At 61.7% G+C, this 16,840-nt stretch carries 17 protein-coding genes and 1 other annotated feature; of the genes, 9 read left to right on the top strand and 8 right to left on the bottom strand.

The genetic code is table 11. The annotated features are described in order from the left end of the window. Positions 1-492: 492 nt before the first annotated feature. The 3 genes from Q0063_RS05685 (at position 493) to Q0063_RS05675 (ending at position 3,182) form a co-directional block, all read left to right on the top strand. Positions 493-924, top strand: coding sequence for a hypothetical protein (locus tag Q0063_RS05685; protein ID WP_297871010.1), 432 nt, complete (start codon positions 493-495; stop codon positions 922-924). Positions 925-1,271: 347 nt separating this feature from the next. Next, a complete protein-coding gene (gene tsaA / locus Q0063_RS05680) occupies positions 1,272-1,976 on the top strand; it encodes a tRNA (N6-threonylcarbamoyladenosine(37)-N6)-methyltransferase TrmO (protein ID WP_297871009.1) in 705 nt (234 codons plus the stop codon). Positions 1,977-2,297: 321 nt separating this feature from the next. Then, complete coding sequence (locus Q0063_RS05675) at positions 2,298-3,182, top strand: hypothetical protein (RefSeq protein ID WP_297871008.1); 885 nt, start codon at positions 2,298-2,300, stop codon at positions 3,180-3,182. 120 nt (positions 3,183-3,302) lie between these two features. Here the strand turns inward: Q0063_RS05675 and Q0063_RS05670 are convergent, their stop codons facing one another. The 7 genes from Q0063_RS05670 to Q0063_RS05640 all read right to left on the bottom strand — a co-directional run bounded on the left by Q0063_RS05670 (position 3,303) and on the right by Q0063_RS05640 (position 10,729). After that, complete coding sequence (locus tag Q0063_RS05670) at positions 3,303-4,076, bottom strand: ABC transporter ATP-binding protein (protein ID WP_297871007.1); 774 nt, start codon at positions 4,074-4,076, stop codon at positions 3,303-3,305. After that, the gene (locus tag Q0063_RS05665; protein ID WP_297871006.1) at positions 4,069-5,007 is read right to left on the bottom strand and encodes an ABC transporter permease; all 939 of its coding nucleotides are present in this window, start codon (positions 5,005-5,007) and stop codon (positions 4,069-4,071) included. Before Q0063_RS05665 ends, Q0063_RS05670 begins: the two co-directional genes overlap by 8 nt. Before the next feature lie 103 nt (positions 5,008-5,110). After that, positions 5,111-5,989, bottom strand: a complete 879-nt coding sequence (locus Q0063_RS05660) for a fumarylacetoacetate hydrolase family protein (RefSeq protein WP_297871005.1) — start codon at positions 5,987-5,989, stop codon at positions 5,111-5,113. 97 nt (positions 5,990-6,086) lie between these two features. Beyond that, positions 6,087-7,115: an ABC transporter substrate-binding protein gene (locus Q0063_RS05655; protein ID WP_367180339.1), complete on the bottom strand. Its 1,029-nt coding sequence runs from the start codon at positions 7,113-7,115 to the stop codon at positions 6,087-6,089. A gap of 292 nt (positions 7,116-7,407) precedes the next feature. Continuing rightward, positions 7,408-7,652: a binding site (T-box leader), on the bottom strand. Positions 7,653-7,808: 156 nt separating this feature from the next. After that, on the bottom strand, positions 7,809-8,603 hold the full coding sequence (locus Q0063_RS05650; RefSeq protein ID WP_297871004.1) for an ABC transporter ATP-binding protein: 795 nt from the start codon (positions 8,601-8,603) through the stop codon (positions 7,809-7,811). Then, the gene (locus tag Q0063_RS05645) at positions 8,596-9,549 is read right to left on the bottom strand and encodes an ABC transporter permease (protein ID WP_297871003.1); all 954 of its coding nucleotides are present in this window, start codon (positions 9,547-9,549) and stop codon (positions 8,596-8,598) included. The genes Q0063_RS05650 and Q0063_RS05645 overlap by 8 nt, the downstream gene beginning before the upstream one ends. A 148-nt stretch (positions 9,550-9,697) precedes the next feature. Further along, on the bottom strand, positions 9,698-10,729 hold the full coding sequence (locus Q0063_RS05640) for an ABC transporter substrate-binding protein (protein ID WP_297871002.1): 1,032 nt from the start codon (positions 10,727-10,729) through the stop codon (positions 9,698-9,700). Positions 10,730-11,214: 485 nt separating this feature from the next. Here Q0063_RS05640 and Q0063_RS05635 point away from each other — a divergent pair, with 485 nt between their 5' ends. Together Q0063_RS05635 and Q0063_RS05630 are read left to right on the top strand one after the other, a co-directional pair. Further along, positions 11,215-12,819 (top strand): CTP synthase, encoded by a 1,605-nt coding sequence (locus tag Q0063_RS05635; protein WP_297871001.1) that lies wholly within the window; start codon positions 11,215-11,217, stop codon positions 12,817-12,819. Between the two features lie 4 nt (positions 12,820-12,823). Further along, the gene (locus Q0063_RS05630; protein WP_297871000.1) at positions 12,824-13,276 is read left to right on the top strand and encodes a hypothetical protein; all 453 of its coding nucleotides are present in this window, start codon (positions 12,824-12,826) and stop codon (positions 13,274-13,276) included. 74 nt (positions 13,277-13,350) lie between these two features. Here Q0063_RS05630 and Q0063_RS05625 read toward each other — a convergent pair whose 3' ends face one another. After that, positions 13,351-13,599 carry a helix-turn-helix domain-containing protein gene (locus Q0063_RS05625; protein WP_297870999.1) on the bottom strand — a complete coding sequence of 83 codons (249 nt, stop codon included), beginning with the start codon at positions 13,597-13,599 and terminating at the stop codon, positions 13,351-13,353. A 99-nt stretch (positions 13,600-13,698) separates the two neighbouring features. On the opposite strand from Q0063_RS05625, the gene Q0063_RS05620 reads away from it, so the two are divergent. The 4 genes from Q0063_RS05620 to Q0063_RS05605 all read left to right on the top strand — a co-directional run bounded on the left by Q0063_RS05620 (position 13,699) and on the right by Q0063_RS05605 (position 16,642). Further along, positions 13,699-13,989 (top strand): hypothetical protein, encoded by a 291-nt coding sequence (locus tag Q0063_RS05620; protein ID WP_297870998.1) that lies wholly within the window; start codon positions 13,699-13,701, stop codon positions 13,987-13,989. Between the two features lie 160 nt (positions 13,990-14,149). Further along, entirely contained in the window at positions 14,150-15,241 is a 1,092-nt protein-coding gene (locus Q0063_RS05615) for an aminopeptidase P family protein (protein ID WP_297870997.1), read from the top strand. Between the two features lie 43 nt (positions 15,242-15,284). Further along, a complete protein-coding gene (locus tag Q0063_RS05610; protein ID WP_297870996.1) occupies positions 15,285-15,677 on the top strand; it encodes an arsenate reductase family protein in 393 nt (130 codons plus the stop codon). Then, entirely contained in the window at positions 15,674-16,642 is a 969-nt protein-coding gene (locus tag Q0063_RS05605) for a tRNA-dihydrouridine synthase (RefSeq protein ID WP_297870995.1), read from the top strand. Before Q0063_RS05610 ends, Q0063_RS05605 begins: the two co-directional genes overlap by 4 nt. Positions 16,643-16,840: the final 198 nt, after the last annotated feature.

Below are 16,840 nucleotides of genomic sequence, written 5' to 3'. Positions count from 1 at the left end.
AAGAAAACGTTCTTTTGGTAGTTTAGACCATTCAGGCCGGTTGTTAAACCGATTACCTTCCGGTTTTTTAAAAAAATTTAACTAATTTTGGTGTTTTTACCCCGCGGACAAACATTCCGGGATTTTGCGTCCCGGACGCCGGACAGAGGGAGCTTCCGCCGCTCCGGGGCTACCGGTTCCGCGCAGCTTCTGCTTTTTCCATAAAAGAGGAGAAAACCGGCGGGGCCTCTGCTTACTGGTATGCGGACGGCGGCCCCCGTATGCCGCCGGACAGGTCTGTGTTTCTGCAATAGAGGCGGCGGAGGGCTGGCATATGTGTTCCGTAAGGAGCCGGTTTTTCGCAAAGCGGAAAACGGAGCAAAAGATCGGATGCGCTTCCTGAAAGTTCCTTGGCTGTACCGGAGAAGAGGGGAGACAATAGTCCTGTGGATTCACTGGGTGTCACGGTGCGACACAAACGCGGCGGACGCCGTGTGAAGGGAGAGGATCCTTTTGAAAAGACGACTGAATCTTTTGCTGACAGCCCTTCTGCTGGCCCTGGCGCTGACCGCCTGCGGCAGCGATATGAGCCGGAGCGAGGGAACCGGAGGCGATTGGAATGATTCCGCCGCCGGAGACCGGGACGGCGTTTCCAAAGGGGAACGGAATGACGGTGTGATTGGCGGAAACAGCAGCCGGAACCGGAGCGGAACCAATGCCGCCAACGACCGGACCGGCAGCATAGGCGGCGATTTAGCGGATGACGCCCGGGACGCCCTCACCGGCGCCGGGGACCTGGTGGAGGATGCCATGGACGGCGGAGCTGTCCGGCAGAACCAGGGCGTTGACTATAAACAGATGGTCCGGAACGGCCAGGTCCATGACCGGGATGGAGACCTGACGGATATGGAAAACAGCGCAACCCCCGGCAAAACGCATTTCTAACAGCAGTTTCAAAGGACAGACAGACCGCCGGTGCGGTTCCGAAAGGAGCGGCTCCGGCGGTCTGCCGCTGTCCGGGATAATGATGATTGTATCCGAAAGGGCTTTGTGTTATGCTGGAATCAGAAAAAAAGAGGGGGACCGGGAGACGGTTCAATCTGTCCGCCGGATGCGGCTAGTTTGAAGCCGTCAGGAAAGGCGGTGCATTCCCTGCTCCGGCTGTCTGGACGGTGACCCGCCGGACGGGCGGTTTCCGGCAGGCTGAAGGAGCCGGTTCCCTGTTTTTCGACAGCTTTTCGGCGGCTATTTCGACAGCTTTTCGACGGCTATTTATATAAGGAGGGACGGCCATGTCTCAGGACTTCCATATGCGGACCATCGCCCGGGTCCGCAGCGATTTTTCCAGCAAGTTCGGCGTGCCCCGTCAGAGCGGTCTGGTGGACGCCCTGGAGGCGGCGGTGGTGTTTGAGCCGGAATACCGGAACGCCGCCGCTCTCCGGGGTCTGGAGGGCTTTTCCCATGTGTGGCTGGTGTGGGTCTTCGACCAGGCGGTTCGGGAAAGCGGGGAGAAATCCTGGTCTCCCACGGTGCGGCCTCCCCGGCTGGGGGGCAACGCCCGGCTGGGGGTCTTCGCCACCCGGTCCCCCTTCCGGCCCAATCCCATCGCCCTGTCCGCCGTGGCGCTGACGGGGATTGAGGAGACGGCGGACCTGGGGCCGGTGCTCCGTATCCGGGGGGCGGACCTGATGGACGGCACCCCCATTCTGGACATCAAGCCCTACATCCCCTATGCCGACTGCGTGCCGGAGGCCCTGGGGGGCTTTGCCGCAGAACCGCCGGACCGGGAGGCCCTGACGGTGGAGTTCCCGCCGGAGCTGCTGGAGCGGGTGCCCCCGGAGCGGCGGGAGGCCCTGCGGGGCGTGCTGGCCCTGGATCCCCGGCCCCGGTATCAGGAGGACCCCCGGAGGGTCTACGGCTTTTGCTTCGCGGGGCTGGAGGTCAAATTTTCCGTGGAGGGGACCGTCCTCCGGGTGCGGGACGTGGAGGAGGGCTGAGGGGGCTGTTAACCGGTGCTGCCGGGCCCTATACCTCTTCTACCGGCAGAACACCCTGTGGGGCCTGGTCCCCTGACCAGGCCATTTCCCCAGGAGCGCCGGAGCCCCATAAGACGGGACGCAGCCCCCGCAGGGTGCAGGCGTAAGGCCCGCCCCCATCTTCTGATAAAATGCGCCAGCGGACGCCTCCGCCGGGACGCTTCCGGTTGACGGCGGGGGCGGCGCTGTGCTATACTGAGACGACTGCGCGGAACCACAGTCCCCATACAGATACAGAGATACACAGATACCACAGAGACACAGATACAGAGAGGAATGAACTTGAGTATGTTTGGTTTTTTCCAAAAGAAGGGCAAGGCGTCCCTGTCTACGGCGGAGCGGCTGGAGGACTGCCGCCAGAGGGGAGACGATACGGGTCTGGCCCGTGCCTGCTACGACCTGGGTGTGGAGCACATGGAGCGGGGAGAGCTGGAACGGGCGTTTCTGCGCCTCAGTCAGGCGGATACCATTTACAGCGCCCGGGATGAGATTTATGAGGCCGTGGGCGACACGCTGACCGACGACTGCTCCGACCGCATTGGACGGCTGGAGGAGGCCCCCCTGCTGCTGAATGAGGTCATCGCCGGCGTGGAGGAACGGGCCGAGGAGCTGGGGGAGGACGGCTGCTGGATATGGAGCCTGTTCACCATGGCCCGGATGGGGAAGCTGGGGGACCGCCTGGCGGTTCTGCCGGGCTGCCAGGCCCTGGGCCGCCTGGACGAGGCGGCGGAGATCGCCCTTCACTCCTTCCGGGGGGAGCTGCCGGAGGAGGAATTCCAGCGCATGGACGTCATCTATGAGCGGGTCACGGAGATGGAGGACGACCCGGCCTATTTCCGCATGAACGGGGAGATTCCGGGCCCTTGCGGCCCCTTCCAGGCCTTTGATCTGGAGGGAACCCACACGCTGACGGAGCTGAGCCTGTATCTGGAGGCCTGCAACTCCCGTCTGGACCAGGCCCGGAGCCCCGAGACCGGTCTCATTCCCTGCGCCCTGCTGACGGGCTACTACTGCCGGACCGCCGATGGAGAGCTCCGGGAGATTCCCCAGGTCCGGGCGGAGCTGGAACGCATCTGGAGCGACTATGAGTTTTTGAAGGCCGGCCCCAGCTGGGACGGCATCGCCGCCCGGCTGGAGGCGTACCGGGAGCTGGACCTGCTGGCCTGAGCCGGGAAGGGGAATGGCAGATGCTGCGTCCTGATTTGACCGGCGGCGGAGTACATAAAAAGCGGAACGGCTGTAAAGCCGTTCCGCTTTTCATGCTTTTCGCGCTCCATTGCAGGGAGCTCAGTTCCCGCACTCAATGGAAATCTGGTTGAACATCCCCAGGATGCTGTCGATGGAGGTGTTTTTCTTCTCCTCCCCCGCCCGGTCCAGAACCACATGGCCCTGGTTCATCATCAGCACCCGGTCGCCGTACTCCACGGCGTAGCGGAGGTTGTGGGTCACCATCAGGGCCGTGAGTTTTTTCTCCCGGACCACCCGGTCCGTCAGGGTCATGACGGCGTCCGCCGTCTTGGGGTCCAGGGCGGCGGTGTGTTCGTCCAGAATCAGGAAGCGCAGGGGGGCCATGGTGGCCATCAGCAGGGCCACGGCCTGCCGCTGGCCGCCGGAGAGGGCCCCCATTTTCACGTCCAGATGGTCCTCCAGCCCCAGACCCAGGGACCGGAGCTGCTCCCGGTAGCCCTCGGCCCGCCTCCGGTCCACGCCCCGGCGGAGGTTGAAGGACTTGCCCTTGTTGTCCGCAAGAGAGAGATTTTCCAGCATGGTCAGGTTGGGACAGGTCCCCGCCGCCGGATTCTGGTAAACCCGGCCCATGGAGACGTAGCGCTGGTAATCCTTCAGTCTGGAGATGCTGGTTCCGTCCACCAGCACGTCGCCCCCCTCAATGGGGATGGAGCCGCAGATGATGTTCAGCAGGGAGGTCTTGCCGCTGCCGTTGCTGCCCACGATGGACACGAACTGGCCTTCCTCCACGGTGAGGGAAAAGTTCTCAAACAGCCGGTGTTCCGTGACGGAACCGGGGTTATAGACCTTTGTGATGTCCCGAATCTCAAGCATGGATGATTTCCTCCCCCTTCCGTCCTGATACCACCAGAACCAGCAGAAACAGCGCCGCCGTCATCAGCTTCATCATGTTGGCCGGCAGGCCCATGCTCAGGGCCGCCTGGATGCAGAGCTTATAGAGGATGCTGCCCAGAATCACCGACGTGGTTCCGGCGGGATGGGACAGCCAGCGGAGGGTCCTGGTTTTCCGGAGGGTCTGGGCCAGGGGCCCGGCGGCAAAGAAGTTGGTAAGGGAGACGCCGATAATCACCGCCGCCAGACCGTAAACCAGCTGGCCGGTGCCCATGGTGGCGGAAAAGCTCCGCTGCTCGTGGACCACCACGCAGCCCCCCAGGGCCACCAGGGCGTTGGAGAGGGCCAGACCCGCGATTTTCACCGTGCCCCGGTCCTTGGCCAGGGTGGTGACCAGGCCCGCGTTGTCGCCCACCGCCCGGAGCAGCAGGCCGGACCTGGTGCGGAAATAGGCATCCAGCACCAGCTTCACCAGGGCCACCAGCACCAGGGAGACCACCAGCTTCCGGCCCATCAGAGTCATGTCCCCCAGCAGGGCCATGACGGGGGCGGAGGTGAAGATGGTGTCCGTTCCCCGGTCCACCGTCAGGTTGGACCCGGCAATCTGGAGGTTGATGGAGAACAGGGCGGTCATGGTGATGATGCCCGCCAGCAGGTTCCGGACCCCCAGCTTCACGTGAACCAGGCCGGTGAACAGGCCCGCCAGGGCCCCTACCAGCAGGGAGATGGGCAGGGTCAGCCAGGCGTTGACCCCCTGAGTCAGCAGCACCGCCGTCACGGCGGCCCCCAGGGGAAAGGTGCCGTCCACACCCAGGTCCGGGAAGTCCAGAATGGAATAGGTAATGTAGACCCCGAAGGAAATCAGGGCGTAAATCAGGCCCTGTGTCAGGGTGCTGATGAGAAGGTCCAGCATATTACAAGGCTCCTTTAAAATCAATGAGGAATGAGGAGTTAGGAATTAGGAATGATTTGGATGAGGAAAGCAATTCCTAATTCCTCATTCCTAATTCCTAATTCTAACGAATGGTGCTGCGTAAGGTGCCGATGTCCTCGATGGCGCACTCCACCACGTCGCCGTATTTCAGGAACTCCGGCGGGTCCATCCCCATGCCCACCCCGGCGGGGGTGCCGGTGGCGATGATGGTCCCCGGCAGCAGGGTCATGCCCCGGCTCAGCTCCTCGATGATTTCCGGAATGCCGTGAATCAGCAGGGAGGTGTTGGACCTCTGGCGCTCCCGGCCGTTGACCGTGCAGGAGATGTCCAGAGCCGGGGGGAAGGGAACCTTGCCGGCGGTGAGGATGCAGGGGCCCATGGGGGTGAAGCCGTCCAGGCTCTTGCCGAAATACCACTGCTTGTGGCCCGTCTGCAAATCCCGGGCGGACACGTCGTTGAGGACGGTGTAGCCGAAGATATAATCCCCGGCGTCCTCCGCCTTTACGTTTTTTGCGGTCCTGCCGATGATGACCGCCAGCTCCGCTTCATAGTCCAGCCGCTTCACCAGCCCCTTGTAACAGGGAATCACCCCCTCCGGGTCCCCGGCCCGGCTGACCCGCTTGGAGAAGTACACCGCCGGCGCCTCCTTGGTGAAGGCCTCCGCGTCGTACTGGGCGGCCTCGGCGGCGTGGGCCCGGTAGTTCATGCCCAGGCAGATGACGTCCTGCCGGGGCCGGGGGATGGGGGCCAGCAGCGTGACATCCTCCAGGGGCACGCCCTGGATGTAGTAATACTCTCCCAGCTGGTCCAGGACCTTCGGGTTTGCGGCGGCCTCAATCAGGGCATTCATGTCCGGATAGGGCAGGAAGACCACTTCCGTGGCGGGCTTTTCCAGAGTTCCCCCTGTGGCCAGCAGTCCTACACGCTCCTGACCCTCATATAAACAGGTAACTAACTTCATAAAGACTCCTGAAAATTAGAAATTAGGAATGAGGAATTAGGGATTTTCTGAATCAGGAGAGCAATTCCTAATTCCTAACTCCTCATTCCTCATTATTTTAGGCGGTGACGTCAATGGCATTGCTGGACACGCTCTCGGGAATCACCAGTCCCATGGCGTCCAGGGTCTCGGGATTGATATAGAGGTCGAAGTTCTCGATGATTTCATAGGGCAGGTCCTGACAGGCGGCCTCACCCTTGAGGACCTTGGCGGCCATCTGACCGGTCTGGATGCCCAGCTTGATATAGTCCAGGCCCGCGCCGGCCACACAGCCCAGCTTCATCTGCTCCACCTCGGAGCCATAGACGGGGATGCCGGCCTCGTTGGTTTTCTCCAGAATGGCGGGGAGAACGCCCACCACGGTGTTGTCCGTCAGGTTGGAGATGCAGTCCACGCCCCGGGAAATCAGGGTGTCCACGGCCTGGGTGACCTCGGACTGAGCGGTGACGCCCACGGTCTCGATGGTAAGGCCGTAGTCCGCCGCCAGGTCCTCATAGACGCCGACGGAGTAGACGGAATTGGCCTCGCTGGTGGTGTAGACGATGCCCACGGTTTTGGCCTGGGGCTGGAGGTCCCGGATCAGCTGGAGCTGGCCCGCCACCGGGAGCACATCGGAGGTGCCGGTGATGTTGCCGGAATCCAGCTTGGCCCCCACGGGGTCGGTGATGGCGGTGAAAATCACGGGGATGTCCTTGTCCTCGGCGGCGGCGAAGCAGGCCGTGGCGGAGGGGGTGGCGACGGCCACCATCAGGTCGACGCCGGAGGCGGAGAAGGACTGGCCGATCTGGGTGGCGATGCTGTCGTCAAAGCCGGCGTTCTGATAGTCCACGGTGAGGTTTTCGCCTTCCACGATGCCGGCCTCCGCCAGACCCTGAAGGAAGCCGATCCGGCAGTTGTCCAGGGAGCCGTGCTCGCCATACTGGGAGATGCCGATGGTGTAGTGGGGGGCGTCCTCGCCGGAGCTGCCGGAGCCGTTGGAGGGCGCGGAGGTTCCGGAACCGCCGGAGTCTTTTCCGCCGCAGGCGGTCAGGGCCAGGGTCAGGGACAGGGTCAGCAGCAGAGCGGCCAATTTTTTCATGTTGGTCATGATAGATTCTCCTTACTTATCAAAATTAGGAATGAGGAATTAGGAATGAGAAATTTGGGGTTTGCCGTCCTGGACGGAAACGCCATCGTTTTGTCAGAAGCGTCATGGAAGGGCCCTCCTTCAATCAGGAATCAGAAATGAGGAATGAGGAATTTACCGTTCTGAACGGAAACGCCATCGTTTTGTGTAAAGCTTCATAGAAAAGTCCTCTTTTCTTAAGTTGGGAATGAGAAAGTGGGGAGGAAATCAGAAATTCCTCATTTCTCATTAAAAATAAAAAAGCCCCGTCCCAATTTGGGACAAGACTTTCATCCTGCGGTACCACCCAAGTTGGTGCGAACGCACCCCCTCGCTCCGCGTACTTCATACGCGCCGCCCTGGTAACGGGTGCGGTCCCCGTCGGCCGCTACTGGGTCAAAGACCGTTCGCTCCGCCCTCCCAGGGCCATTCGCCGGAATGCTCTCTGCCGCGATTCCACCATCCGCGGCTCTCTGAAAGGCAGCCTTCCCGGGTACTTCTCCTGGTCACAGGTTTTCCTTGATTGCTTTGCATTATACGCAGACGGCGCACATTTGTCAACTGTCGATTTGCACAAAAACGATTTAACGCGGCGAAGACTCAGGAGTTAAGAATTAGGAATTAGAAATTTATCCTGTTCAGAGGCCAATTCCTAATTCCTAATTTCTCATTCACTCAGGACAAAAGCAGCTTATCGTCCGCCTCGTCGCTGCCGCTGACCTTGCTGAACAGCTCCAGCAGCTGGGGGACCGTGAGCTTCTTTTTCTCCTCGCCGGAGACGTCAATGACAATTTTCCCGTCGTACATCATAATGAGCCGGTTTCCGTGCTGTATGGCATCCTTCATGTTGTGGGTGACCATCATGGTGGTCAGGCCGCTCTCCGCCACAATCTTATCCGACAGGGCCAGCACCTTGGCCGCCGTCTTGGGGTCCAGGGCGGCGGTGTGCTCGTCCAGCAGCAGCAGCCGGGGCTTTTTCAATGAGGCCATCAGCAGCGTCAGCGCCTGCCGCTGGCCGCCGGAAAGCAGGCCCACCTTGCTGGTCAGCCGGTCTTCAAGGCCCAGGTCCAGCTTTTGCAGCATGTCCTGATAGCGGGTCTTCTCCTCCCGTGTGATGCCCCAGCGGAGACCCCGCCGCTGGCCCCGGCGGGCCGCCAGGGCCAGGTTTTCAATAATCTGCATGGAGGGGGCGGTGCCCATCATGGGGTCCTGAAAAACCCGGCCGATGTAGGCCGCCCGCTTGTGCTCCGGCAGATGGGTGACGTCGGCGCCTCCGATGGAGATGGACCCCTCGTCCACGGCCCAGGCGCCCGCCACTGCGTTAAGCATGGTGGATTTGCCCGCGCCGTTGCCTCCGATGACGGTGCAGAAATCGCCCTCCTTCAGCGTCAGATCCACACCCCGAAGAGCCTGCTTCTCGTTGACCGTTCCGGCGTTGAAGGTTTTCCAGATTCCCTTGATCTCAAGCATGGGCGGACCCTCCCTTATGGCTGGTTTTGGTGAAATAGCGGCCCTTCCAGTAGGGAATGGCCAGGAATACCGCCACGATGACTGCGGAAATCAGCTTCAGGTAGTTGGTGTTGATGTTGCTGAGGCTTACCACCGCCTGAATGACGATATAGTAGATGATCGCGCCGATGGAGACCGCCAGCAGCTTCAGAGCGAAGTTCCGGAAGACCTTGCCGAAGACCACCTGACCGATGATGACCGCCGCCAGGCCGATGACAATGGCGCCCTTGCCCATGCTGGAGTCTGCAAAGCTCTGATACTGGCTGAGCAGAGCCCCGGACAGGGCCACCAGGCCGTTGGAAATCATCAGGCCCAGCACCTTGCCGGTGTCGGTGTTGATGCCCTGGGCCCGGGCCATGTTGGGGTTTGCGCCGGTGGCCCGGAGGGCCGCCCCCAGCTCCGTGCCGAAAAAGGCGTACAGCACCGCGATGACGGCGGCGGTGAACAGGCCCACCACCAAAATGGGGTGCCGGATGAAGGGCCGGTTTCCCTTGGCCACGTCCTGGACAAAGCGCAGGGACACCAGCAGCCGGTCAAGATTGTCCGGGTTGGTGACATTGATGGCTACATTGGCCTTCATGCCCATAATGGCCAGGTTGATGGACCACAATCCCAGCTGGGTCAGGATGCCCGCCAGAATGGCCGGGATGCCGCAGGCGGTGTGGAGCAGGCCGGTGGCCAGCCCCGCCAGCATCCCTGCCAGCAGGGCCGCCAGCATCGCCGCCCAGATGTTGACCCCCTGGCCGAACAGCACCACGAAGACCGCGCCGCCGGTGCAGAAGGAGCCGTCCACCGTCAGGTCGGCAATGTCCAGAATTTTATAGGTGATGTAAACGCCGATGGCCATCAGGCCCCAGATGAGCCCCTGGGAGACGGCCCCCGGCAGCGCGCCGATGAAGTTGAGCATAGGAAAACCCCTTTCAGAATAAGAGATTAAGAGTCAGGAATCAGGAATTTCAGAAACCGACATTCCTCATTCCCGACCCCTAATTGAGAGGACGCCCCGGCAGGCGGCGGAGCCCGGAAGCTCCGCCGTCCGCCGGAAGGACAGCCGGTCAGCCGATGGCTTCGTAGTCCGCGGGAGCCGCCACGCCCAGGTCGGCGCAGATGGTGGGGTTGTACTTTTTCACGAACTCAGGGGCGTACTCAATGGGCATGGTGGAGATGTCCGCCTGGCCGGTGAGGATCTGAGCGGCCATTTCGCCGGTTTTGTAGCCGATGTCATAGTAGCTGATGGACAGGGTGGCCACGCCGCAGCCGGCGCAGATGCCCTCCTCGCCGCAGAACACGGGGATGTTGCCCCGGCAGATGTTGTCTATATTGCCTTTGTTGGCGGCGGCGGAGTTGTCTGTGGGAATATAGAGTACGTCGCTGTTGTCTGCGGCGGTCTGGCAGACAGCCGCGATATCGTTGGAATCAGCGAAGGGGTATTGCGTGCAGGCGAAGCCCAGGCCCTCCAGATAGCCCTGGACGGTGTCCACCTGGTATTGGCTGTTTGCCTCGTTGGAGCAGTAGAGCAGACCCACGGTTTTGGCGTCGGGATACCACTCCTGAATCATGGCCGCCTGCTGGTCCAGGGGGGCCAGGTCAGAGGTGCCGGAGATGTTGCCGCCTACGGTGCCGGAGAAGTTCTCAATGCCGAAGGCCACGCCGTACTCCGTGACGGAGGTGCCCAGAATGGGGATGTCGCCGGTGGCGGCGGCAGCGGCCTGAAGGGCCGGGGTGGCGTTTGCCATGATGAGGTCCACCCCGTCGGCCACAAAGGCGTTGGCGATGGTGGCGCAGTTAGCGGTGTCTTCGGCGGCATTCTGATAGTCGAAGGTCACCTGACCGGGCAGCAGCTCGTTCAGCGCGTCCTGAAAGCCTTTGGTGGCGGCGTCCAGCGCGTCGTGAACGACATACTGGGAAATGCCCACCGTGTAGGTCTCGCCGGAGGCGTCGGAGGGGGCGGGGCCGGCGGGCTCCTGGGTCCCGGCGTCGCCGGAAGCTCCGGAACCGGCAGAGTCTCCGCCGGAATTGCCGCCGCAGGCGGCCAGACTCAGGGCCAGCGCGCCGGCCAGGATCCATGCAAGCAGTTTCTTCTTCATCGTTACCAATCTCCTTAAATTTACAAGTGATTTGCGGGAATTCATTATAAAAAGCGGCCCTGTCCGAAAACAGAGCCGCTTTTCATCAGCAAAAACGCACCTGTTCAGCCGGACGCCTTTTTTCCACGCTCAAAACGGCCCGCATAGCGGACCTTGATAAAGCGGAAATACGTACCCGTGAGAGCGGCGGCGATGATGTTTGTATTCATAAAATGCTCTCCTCTCTGCGCTCCGGCCTGTTCTGCTTTTGTACTATACAGCTTTAAACGGATAAAGTCAATGGGCGTTTTTTACAAAATCTGACGAAAATGGCGCGGCAGGTCATGCACTCTGCCGGAGAAAAGAGAACATGTCCGGCCGGAAAGGCCGGCAGCGGCCCTGGATGCCGGCAAAGATCCGTTGACAAGCTGGGGGGACTGGTGCTATATTAAACCGTGTTTTTGACAGAAATGGGATATACTGATATTCAAAGGAGGGGAACCGGCATGTCCACCAAATACGTTTTTGTCACCGGCGGCGTGGTGTCCGGCCTTGGAAAGGGCATTTGCGCCGCGTCGCTGGGCAGGCTGCTGAAGCAGCGGGGGGTCCGGGTGCGGAATCAGAAATTCGATCCCTATATCAATGTGGACCCCGGCACTATGAGCCCTTATCAGCACGGCGAGGTTTTTGTCACCGGGGACGGGGCGGAGACCGACCTGGACCTGGGCCACTACGAGCGCTTTGTGGACGAGGACCTTTCCGGCAACAGCTCCATTTCCTCCGGAAAAATTTACTGGTCCGTTCTGAACCGGGAACGCCGGGGAGACTATCTGGGGGCCACCGTCCAGATTATTCCCCACATTACCGACGAGATCAAGCGCCGGGTTTACGGCATGGCAGAGGAAGACGTGGATGTGGTGATCTGCGAAATCGGCGGCACCGTGGGCGACATTGAATCCCAGCCTTTTCTGGAGGCCATCCGACAGATCGGAGCGGAGCGGCCCCGGGGAGACGTGGCCTTCATCCACGTTCCCCTTGTCGTTCAGGTCCCCGGCACCGGGGAACTGAAATCCAAGCCCACCCAGCACTCTGTAAAGGAGCTGTCCTCCTTGGGCATTCAGCCGGACATTCTGGTCTGCCGCTGCGACGCCCCCATATCCGATGATGTGCGGAAAAAGATATCCCTTTTCTGCAATGTGGAGCGGGACTGCGTGATTCAGAACGCCACCGCCGAAACCCTCTATGAGGTTCCCCTGCTGATGGCGAAGGAGGGCCTGGACGAGGCGGTCTGCCGGAAGCTGGGCCTGATTACCCACCAGCCGGATCTGCGGGAGTGGACCGCCATGGTGAAGCGGGAGAAGAACGCCCGCCGCCGGGTGGAAATCGCCCTGGTGGGCAAGTACACCCAGCTTCACGACGCCTATCTCTCGGTGGTGGAGTCCCTGAACCACGCCGGCACCGCCAACGACGCCGTGGTATCCATCCGCTGGGTGGACTCCGAGGAGCTGACGGCGGAGAATGCGGCGGAGCGGCTGGCGGGCTGCGGCGGCGTGCTGGTGCCCGGCGGCTTCGGAGAGCGGGGCGTGGAGGGCATGATTGCCGCTGTCAAATACGCCCGGGAGAACGGGGTCCCCTATTTTGGAATCTGCCTGGGGATGCAGATGGCTGTCATTGAGTTTGCCCGCCACGTCTGCGGCCTGACAGACGCCCATTCCTCCGAGTTTGACCGGACCGCCGCCCATCCCGTCATTGATCTGATGCCGGACCAGGTGGGCGTCACCGACAAGGGCGGCACCATGCGTCTGGGCCGGTATCCCTGCATCCTCGGTGAGGGGACCAGGAGCCGGGTGCTCTACGGGACGGCGGAAATCAGCGAGCGGCACCGCCACCGCTTCGAGTTCAGCAACGAATACCGGACCGTGATGGAGGAAAAGGGCCTGGCTCTGGCGGGCCTGTCCCCGGACGGACGGCTGGTGGAGATTGTAGAGCTTCCCGCCCACCCCTGGTTTGTGGGCGTTCAGTTTCACCCGGAGTTCAAGAGCCGGCCCGACCGGCCCCATCCGCTGTTTTGCGGATTTGTCAGGGCGGCGCTGGAGACGGAAAGGAGCTGAATGTATGGCAGGTATATTTGACGAGGCCAACATGAACCGTGTTTTGGGAGACTGCCTGCCAGAGGGGGAGATTCTCCAGGCGGGCATTCACGGCATCACCCTGCAGGTGAACAAGAAAAAAACATCCTATTTTGACGTGTATATCGGCGTCACCGGGCAGTATCTGCTGGTTGCTGAATGCGAGGAACGGCAATATCTGACCGCCGCGTATCCCAAAATCAGGGACTCCCGGAAGACGGTGGCCGAGGACGTGGGCGTGTGCTTCCCCTTCGAAGATATCCGGCACTGCGAAATCAAAAAGGCCATCATGGGCGCGGTCAACTGCTCCATCACCTTCCGGAACGGGGATTTTCTCCGGCTCCAGCTGCCCAAGCGGGGCGGGCTGGGGGGCGGGATGCCCCGTCATGCGGAATACCGGGAGAAGATCCTTGCCCGGCTGGAGTCCCTCCCGCGCTGAGGGCCCTCCGTTCTCCGAAGGGGAATGCTGTGCAGGGAGAATAAAACAGCAGGAGCCCCGGATTTCCGGAGCTCCTACGGTTCCAATAATTTTTCCACTGTGACGCCCAGCGCCTGGGCCAGGGCTTTCAGCTCGATATCCGTGACGAAGCGCTCTCCGCTCTCAATGCGCTGAACCGCGTTTTTGTCCACGTCCAGACCGCCCAGCTGGAGCAGATCCGCCAGGCCCCGCTGGGACAGCTTCGGCGTTCTTGCCTTGCGCAAGGCGGCTACTTGGGAGCCGCAAAGATTATGTTTCCCATCTGGGGCATAATTCTTGTACATAAAAACATCCTTGACATTTAGTGATTGTCATTTTGGATATTTTATGATATCCTGTAGGGACAAATGACATTCACAGGATGTCAAAAAGGAGGGCTTTTTATGGGTTCCGATTTTGTGCTGCTTGAGGATTTGGACGATCGGGAGCGGCGTACACGGGAAACGATGCTGGCGCTGTCCATTGGCGAGGCGGTTTTGGCCTACATGAAGCAGGCCGGGGTGATGCAGGATATTTACAGGGCGGTGGATTCCAGAGCGGTACGGATGCTGGAGATGATTGCCCGTGCGCTGGACGACGATACCCTGGACGACCCGGAATGCTTCTGGAAGATTGAACGGGTCATGGATGTGTTGGAGGAAAACTGGCTCGGAAGCTCGCGCCACGACTGGTAGGGCCGGGGGTGTCCAAAGCGTATATTTTTTATGCGGGGGCCGCCCGTATGCCGGAAGCATGGAGGGCCCGGAAGAACGGGAGGGGACAGCGCCCCTCTATAACAGGGGCCGGGCGCAAAGTCCGTCCCCGGCAATGAAAACATGACAGGAAGGGACCGCTATGAATCACATCAAAGTCATACAGGCCGCCCTGGCGGCGGAGGACCTGGACGCCGTGCTGCTCACAGGCCAGGCCAACCGGTTTTATGCCGCCGGCTTTTTCACCCCCGGCGGCGACGCCGCCTGTCTGGTGCCCCGGAAGGGACCCGCCTATTTCTTCACCGACGCCCGGTATACCGAGGCGGCGGGCCGCTGTCTGGAGAACGCGGAGCTCCGGGAGACCAAAACGGGCCGGGGCCTGACGGTTCAGCTCCATGACCTGGTCTTTTTGAAAAGCATCCGCCGCCTGGGCTTTGAGGACGCGGAGATGAGCGTCCGGGAGCACGGCCGTTTTCAGAAGGCCATGGCCCAGTGGAAATTCCCCTGTGAGATGGTCCCCGCCTCGGACCTGGTGACAAAGCTCCGGCACAGCAAGGACGCGGGAGAGCTGGCCGCCATGGAGGCTGCCCAGGGCATTGCCGAACGGGCCCTGGAGGAGATTCTGAAGGAGATTCGCCCCGGCGTGACGGAAAAGGAGATTGCCGCCAGGCTTCAGTATCTGATGCTCCGCCATGGCGCGTCGGACATGTCCTTTGACCCCATTGTGGTCTCCGGGCCCAACGGAAGCCTGCCCCACGGGGTTCCCTCGGAGAAGGAAATCCGGGCCGGGGAGTTTGTCACCATGGACTTTGGCTGCGTTTATCAGGGCTACTGCTCCGACATGACCCGCACCGTGGCGGTGGGCAGCGCGACGGAGGAGATGCGCCGGGTCTATGAGACGGTTCTGGCCGCCCAGAAGGCGGGCATTGCCTCCGCCCGGGCCGGCGTCACCGGAAAGGCGGTGGACGCCGCCGCCAGGGAGGTCATCCGTGAGGCGGGCTATGGGGAATACTTCACCCACAGCTTCGGCCACAGCCTGGGGGTGGAGATTCACGAGGCCCCCAACGCCTCCCCCACCAACGAAAGCCCCCTGCCGGCGGGGGCGGTGATCTCGGCGGAGCCGGGGATTTATATCCCCGGAAAGCTGGGCGTCCGCATCGAGAACGTGATTCAGATTACCCCGGAGGGCAGCCGCAGTCTGACAAAGGCCCCCAGGGAGCTGCTGATTCTGTGAGCCGGCAGAAAACGGGAATGCGAAAATGAAGGAGGAAAGAGCCATGCTGTTTGTGTACTATCCCAAGTGCTCCACCTGCCAGAAGGCGAAAAAGTGGCTGGAGGAAAAAGGCGCGCCCTGTGAGCTCAGGGACATCAAGGAGGATCATCCCACGGCGGAGGAGCTGCGGGCCTGGCGGGTTGCCAGCGGCCTGCCTCTGAAACGCTTCTTCAATACCAGCGGCCTCCAATATAAGGCCCTGGGTCTGAAGGACAAGCTGCCCGGGATGTCCGAGGAGGAGCAGCTGGCCCTGCTGGCCACGGACGGGATGCTGGTGAAGCGGCCTATTCTGGTGGGGGACGGATTTGTCCTCACGGGGTTCCGGCCCGCCGAGTGGGAAGAGGCTTTTTCCCGCGTGGGGTTCCACCCCCCCGAATGGGGAGAAGCTTCGCGATGATCTCCCGGGTAGACTTCGCCCCTCTGGACGGCATCACCAAATCCGTGTTCCGCCGGACGTGGCAGGAATTTTTCGGCGGGGCGGACCGGTTTTTCATCCCCTTCTTTTCCCCCACGGACCAGCACATTCTGACAGACCGGCACCGGAAGGAGGTGGACCCAGAGGTAAATCGGGGGCTGCCTGTGGTGCCCCAGGTGATGACCCGCCGGGCATCGGACTTTCTGTGGGCGGCGGAGATACTGGCGGACATGGGCTATGGCGAGGTGAACCTGAATCTGGGCTGCCCCTCCGGCACCGTTGCCGCCAAGGGAAAGGGCTCCGGCTTCCTCCGGGACCCGGAGGGGCTGGACCGCTTTTTTGAGGAGGTCTTCTCCCGGCCCCTGCCGGCGGCGGTGTCGGTGAAGACCCGGCTGGGATATGACAGCCCGGAGGAGTTCCCCCGGCTGCTGGAGATTTACAATCGCTACCCCATCGCCTGCCTCACCGTTCATCCCCGGACCAGGCCGGAGAAATACCGGGGCCCCCTCCATCTGGACGCGGTTTCCCTGGCCATGGCGGAGGGCAGAATCCCTCTGTGCTACAACGGGGACCTGCGAACCCCTGGAGAGGTCCGGGCCCTGGAGGCCCGGTTTCCGGCGCTGGAGGCGGTGATGATTGGCCGGGGGGCCGTGGCGGACCCGGCCCTGCCCAGGAAGCTCCGGGGCGGACCGCCCGCCTCCCGGGTGGAGCTGGAGGCCTTTACGGCGGCGCTGTACCAGGGATATCAGGCGCTGTACGGGCAGAAGCATCCGGCCTCCCAGCGGATGAAGGAAGTCTGGTTCTATCTGATTCACCTGTTTGGGGGCGGCGAGCGGCTGGGCGGGCGGCTGCGCCGTTCCCGGGGGCCGGAGGCCTATGAGCGCATCGAGGCCGAGATTTTTCAGACCCTGCCCCTGCGGGAGGAAAGCGCGGGGGAACTGGTGTAGCCTTCCGTACGAAAAACGAATCTGCAGGGGCCGGGCTCTGTCCCGGCCTTTTTTGTGCGCCCAGGCTGTTTTTTGCGCCCAGGCTGTTTTTTGCGCCCAGGCTGTTTTTTTGCGCCCAGGCTGTTTTTTTGCGCCCAGGCTGTTTTTTTGCGCCCAGGCTGTTTTTTGCGCCCAGGCTGTTTTTTGCGCCCAGGCTGT

This window comes from uncultured Oscillibacter sp., from assembly GCF_947654275.1.
Lineage (GTDB): Bacteria > Bacillota > Clostridia > Oscillospirales > Oscillospiraceae > Oscillibacter.
Note: the sequence above shows the minus strand (reverse complement) of the source record. Positions and strands in the feature narration are given on the sequence as shown.

Coding starts and splice junctions, on each gene's coding strand:
- Q0063_RS05655 (WP_367180339.1), bottom strand. CDS start 7,115: ATGACCAACATGAAAAAATTGGCCGCTCTGCTGCTGACCCTGTCCCTG.
- Q0063_RS05620 (WP_297870998.1), top strand. CDS start 13,699: ATGGGTTCCGATTTTGTGCTGCTTGAGGATTTGGACGATCGGGAGCGG.
- Q0063_RS05660 (WP_297871005.1), bottom strand. CDS start 5,989: ATGAAGTTAGTTACCTGTTTATATGAGGGTCAGGAGCGTGTAGGACTG.
- Q0063_RS05635 (WP_297871001.1), top strand. CDS start 11,215: ATGTCCACCAAATACGTTTTTGTCACCGGCGGCGTGGTGTCCGGCCTT.
- Q0063_RS05630 (WP_297871000.1), top strand. CDS start 12,824: ATGGCAGGTATATTTGACGAGGCCAACATGAACCGTGTTTTGGGAGAC.
- Q0063_RS05640 (WP_297871002.1), bottom strand. CDS start 10,729: ATGAAGAAGAAACTGCTTGCATGGATCCTGGCCGGCGCGCTGGCCCTG.
- Q0063_RS05665 (WP_297871006.1), bottom strand. CDS start 5,007: ATGCTGGACCTTCTCATCAGCACCCTGACACAGGGCCTGATTTACGCC.
- Q0063_RS05645 (WP_297871003.1), bottom strand. CDS start 9,549: ATGCTCAACTTCATCGGCGCGCTGCCGGGGGCCGTCTCCCAGGGGCTC.
- Q0063_RS05670 (WP_297871007.1), bottom strand. CDS start 4,076: ATGCTTGAGATTCGGGACATCACAAAGGTCTATAACCCCGGTTCCGTC.
- tsaA (WP_297871009.1), top strand. CDS start 1,272: ATGTCTCAGGACTTCCATATGCGGACCATCGCCCGGGTCCGCAGCGAT.
- Q0063_RS05605 (WP_297870995.1), top strand. CDS start 15,674: ATGATCTCCCGGGTAGACTTCGCCCCTCTGGACGGCATCACCAAATCC.
- Q0063_RS05610 (WP_297870996.1), top strand. CDS start 15,285: ATGCTGTTTGTGTACTATCCCAAGTGCTCCACCTGCCAGAAGGCGAAA.
- Q0063_RS05650 (WP_297871004.1), bottom strand. CDS start 8,603: ATGCTTGAGATCAAGGGAATCTGGAAAACCTTCAACGCCGGAACGGTC.
- Q0063_RS05615 (WP_297870997.1), top strand. CDS start 14,150: ATGAATCACATCAAAGTCATACAGGCCGCCCTGGCGGCGGAGGACCTG.
- Q0063_RS05625 (WP_297870999.1), bottom strand. CDS start 13,599: ATGTACAAGAATTATGCCCCAGATGGGAAACATAATCTTTGCGGCTCC.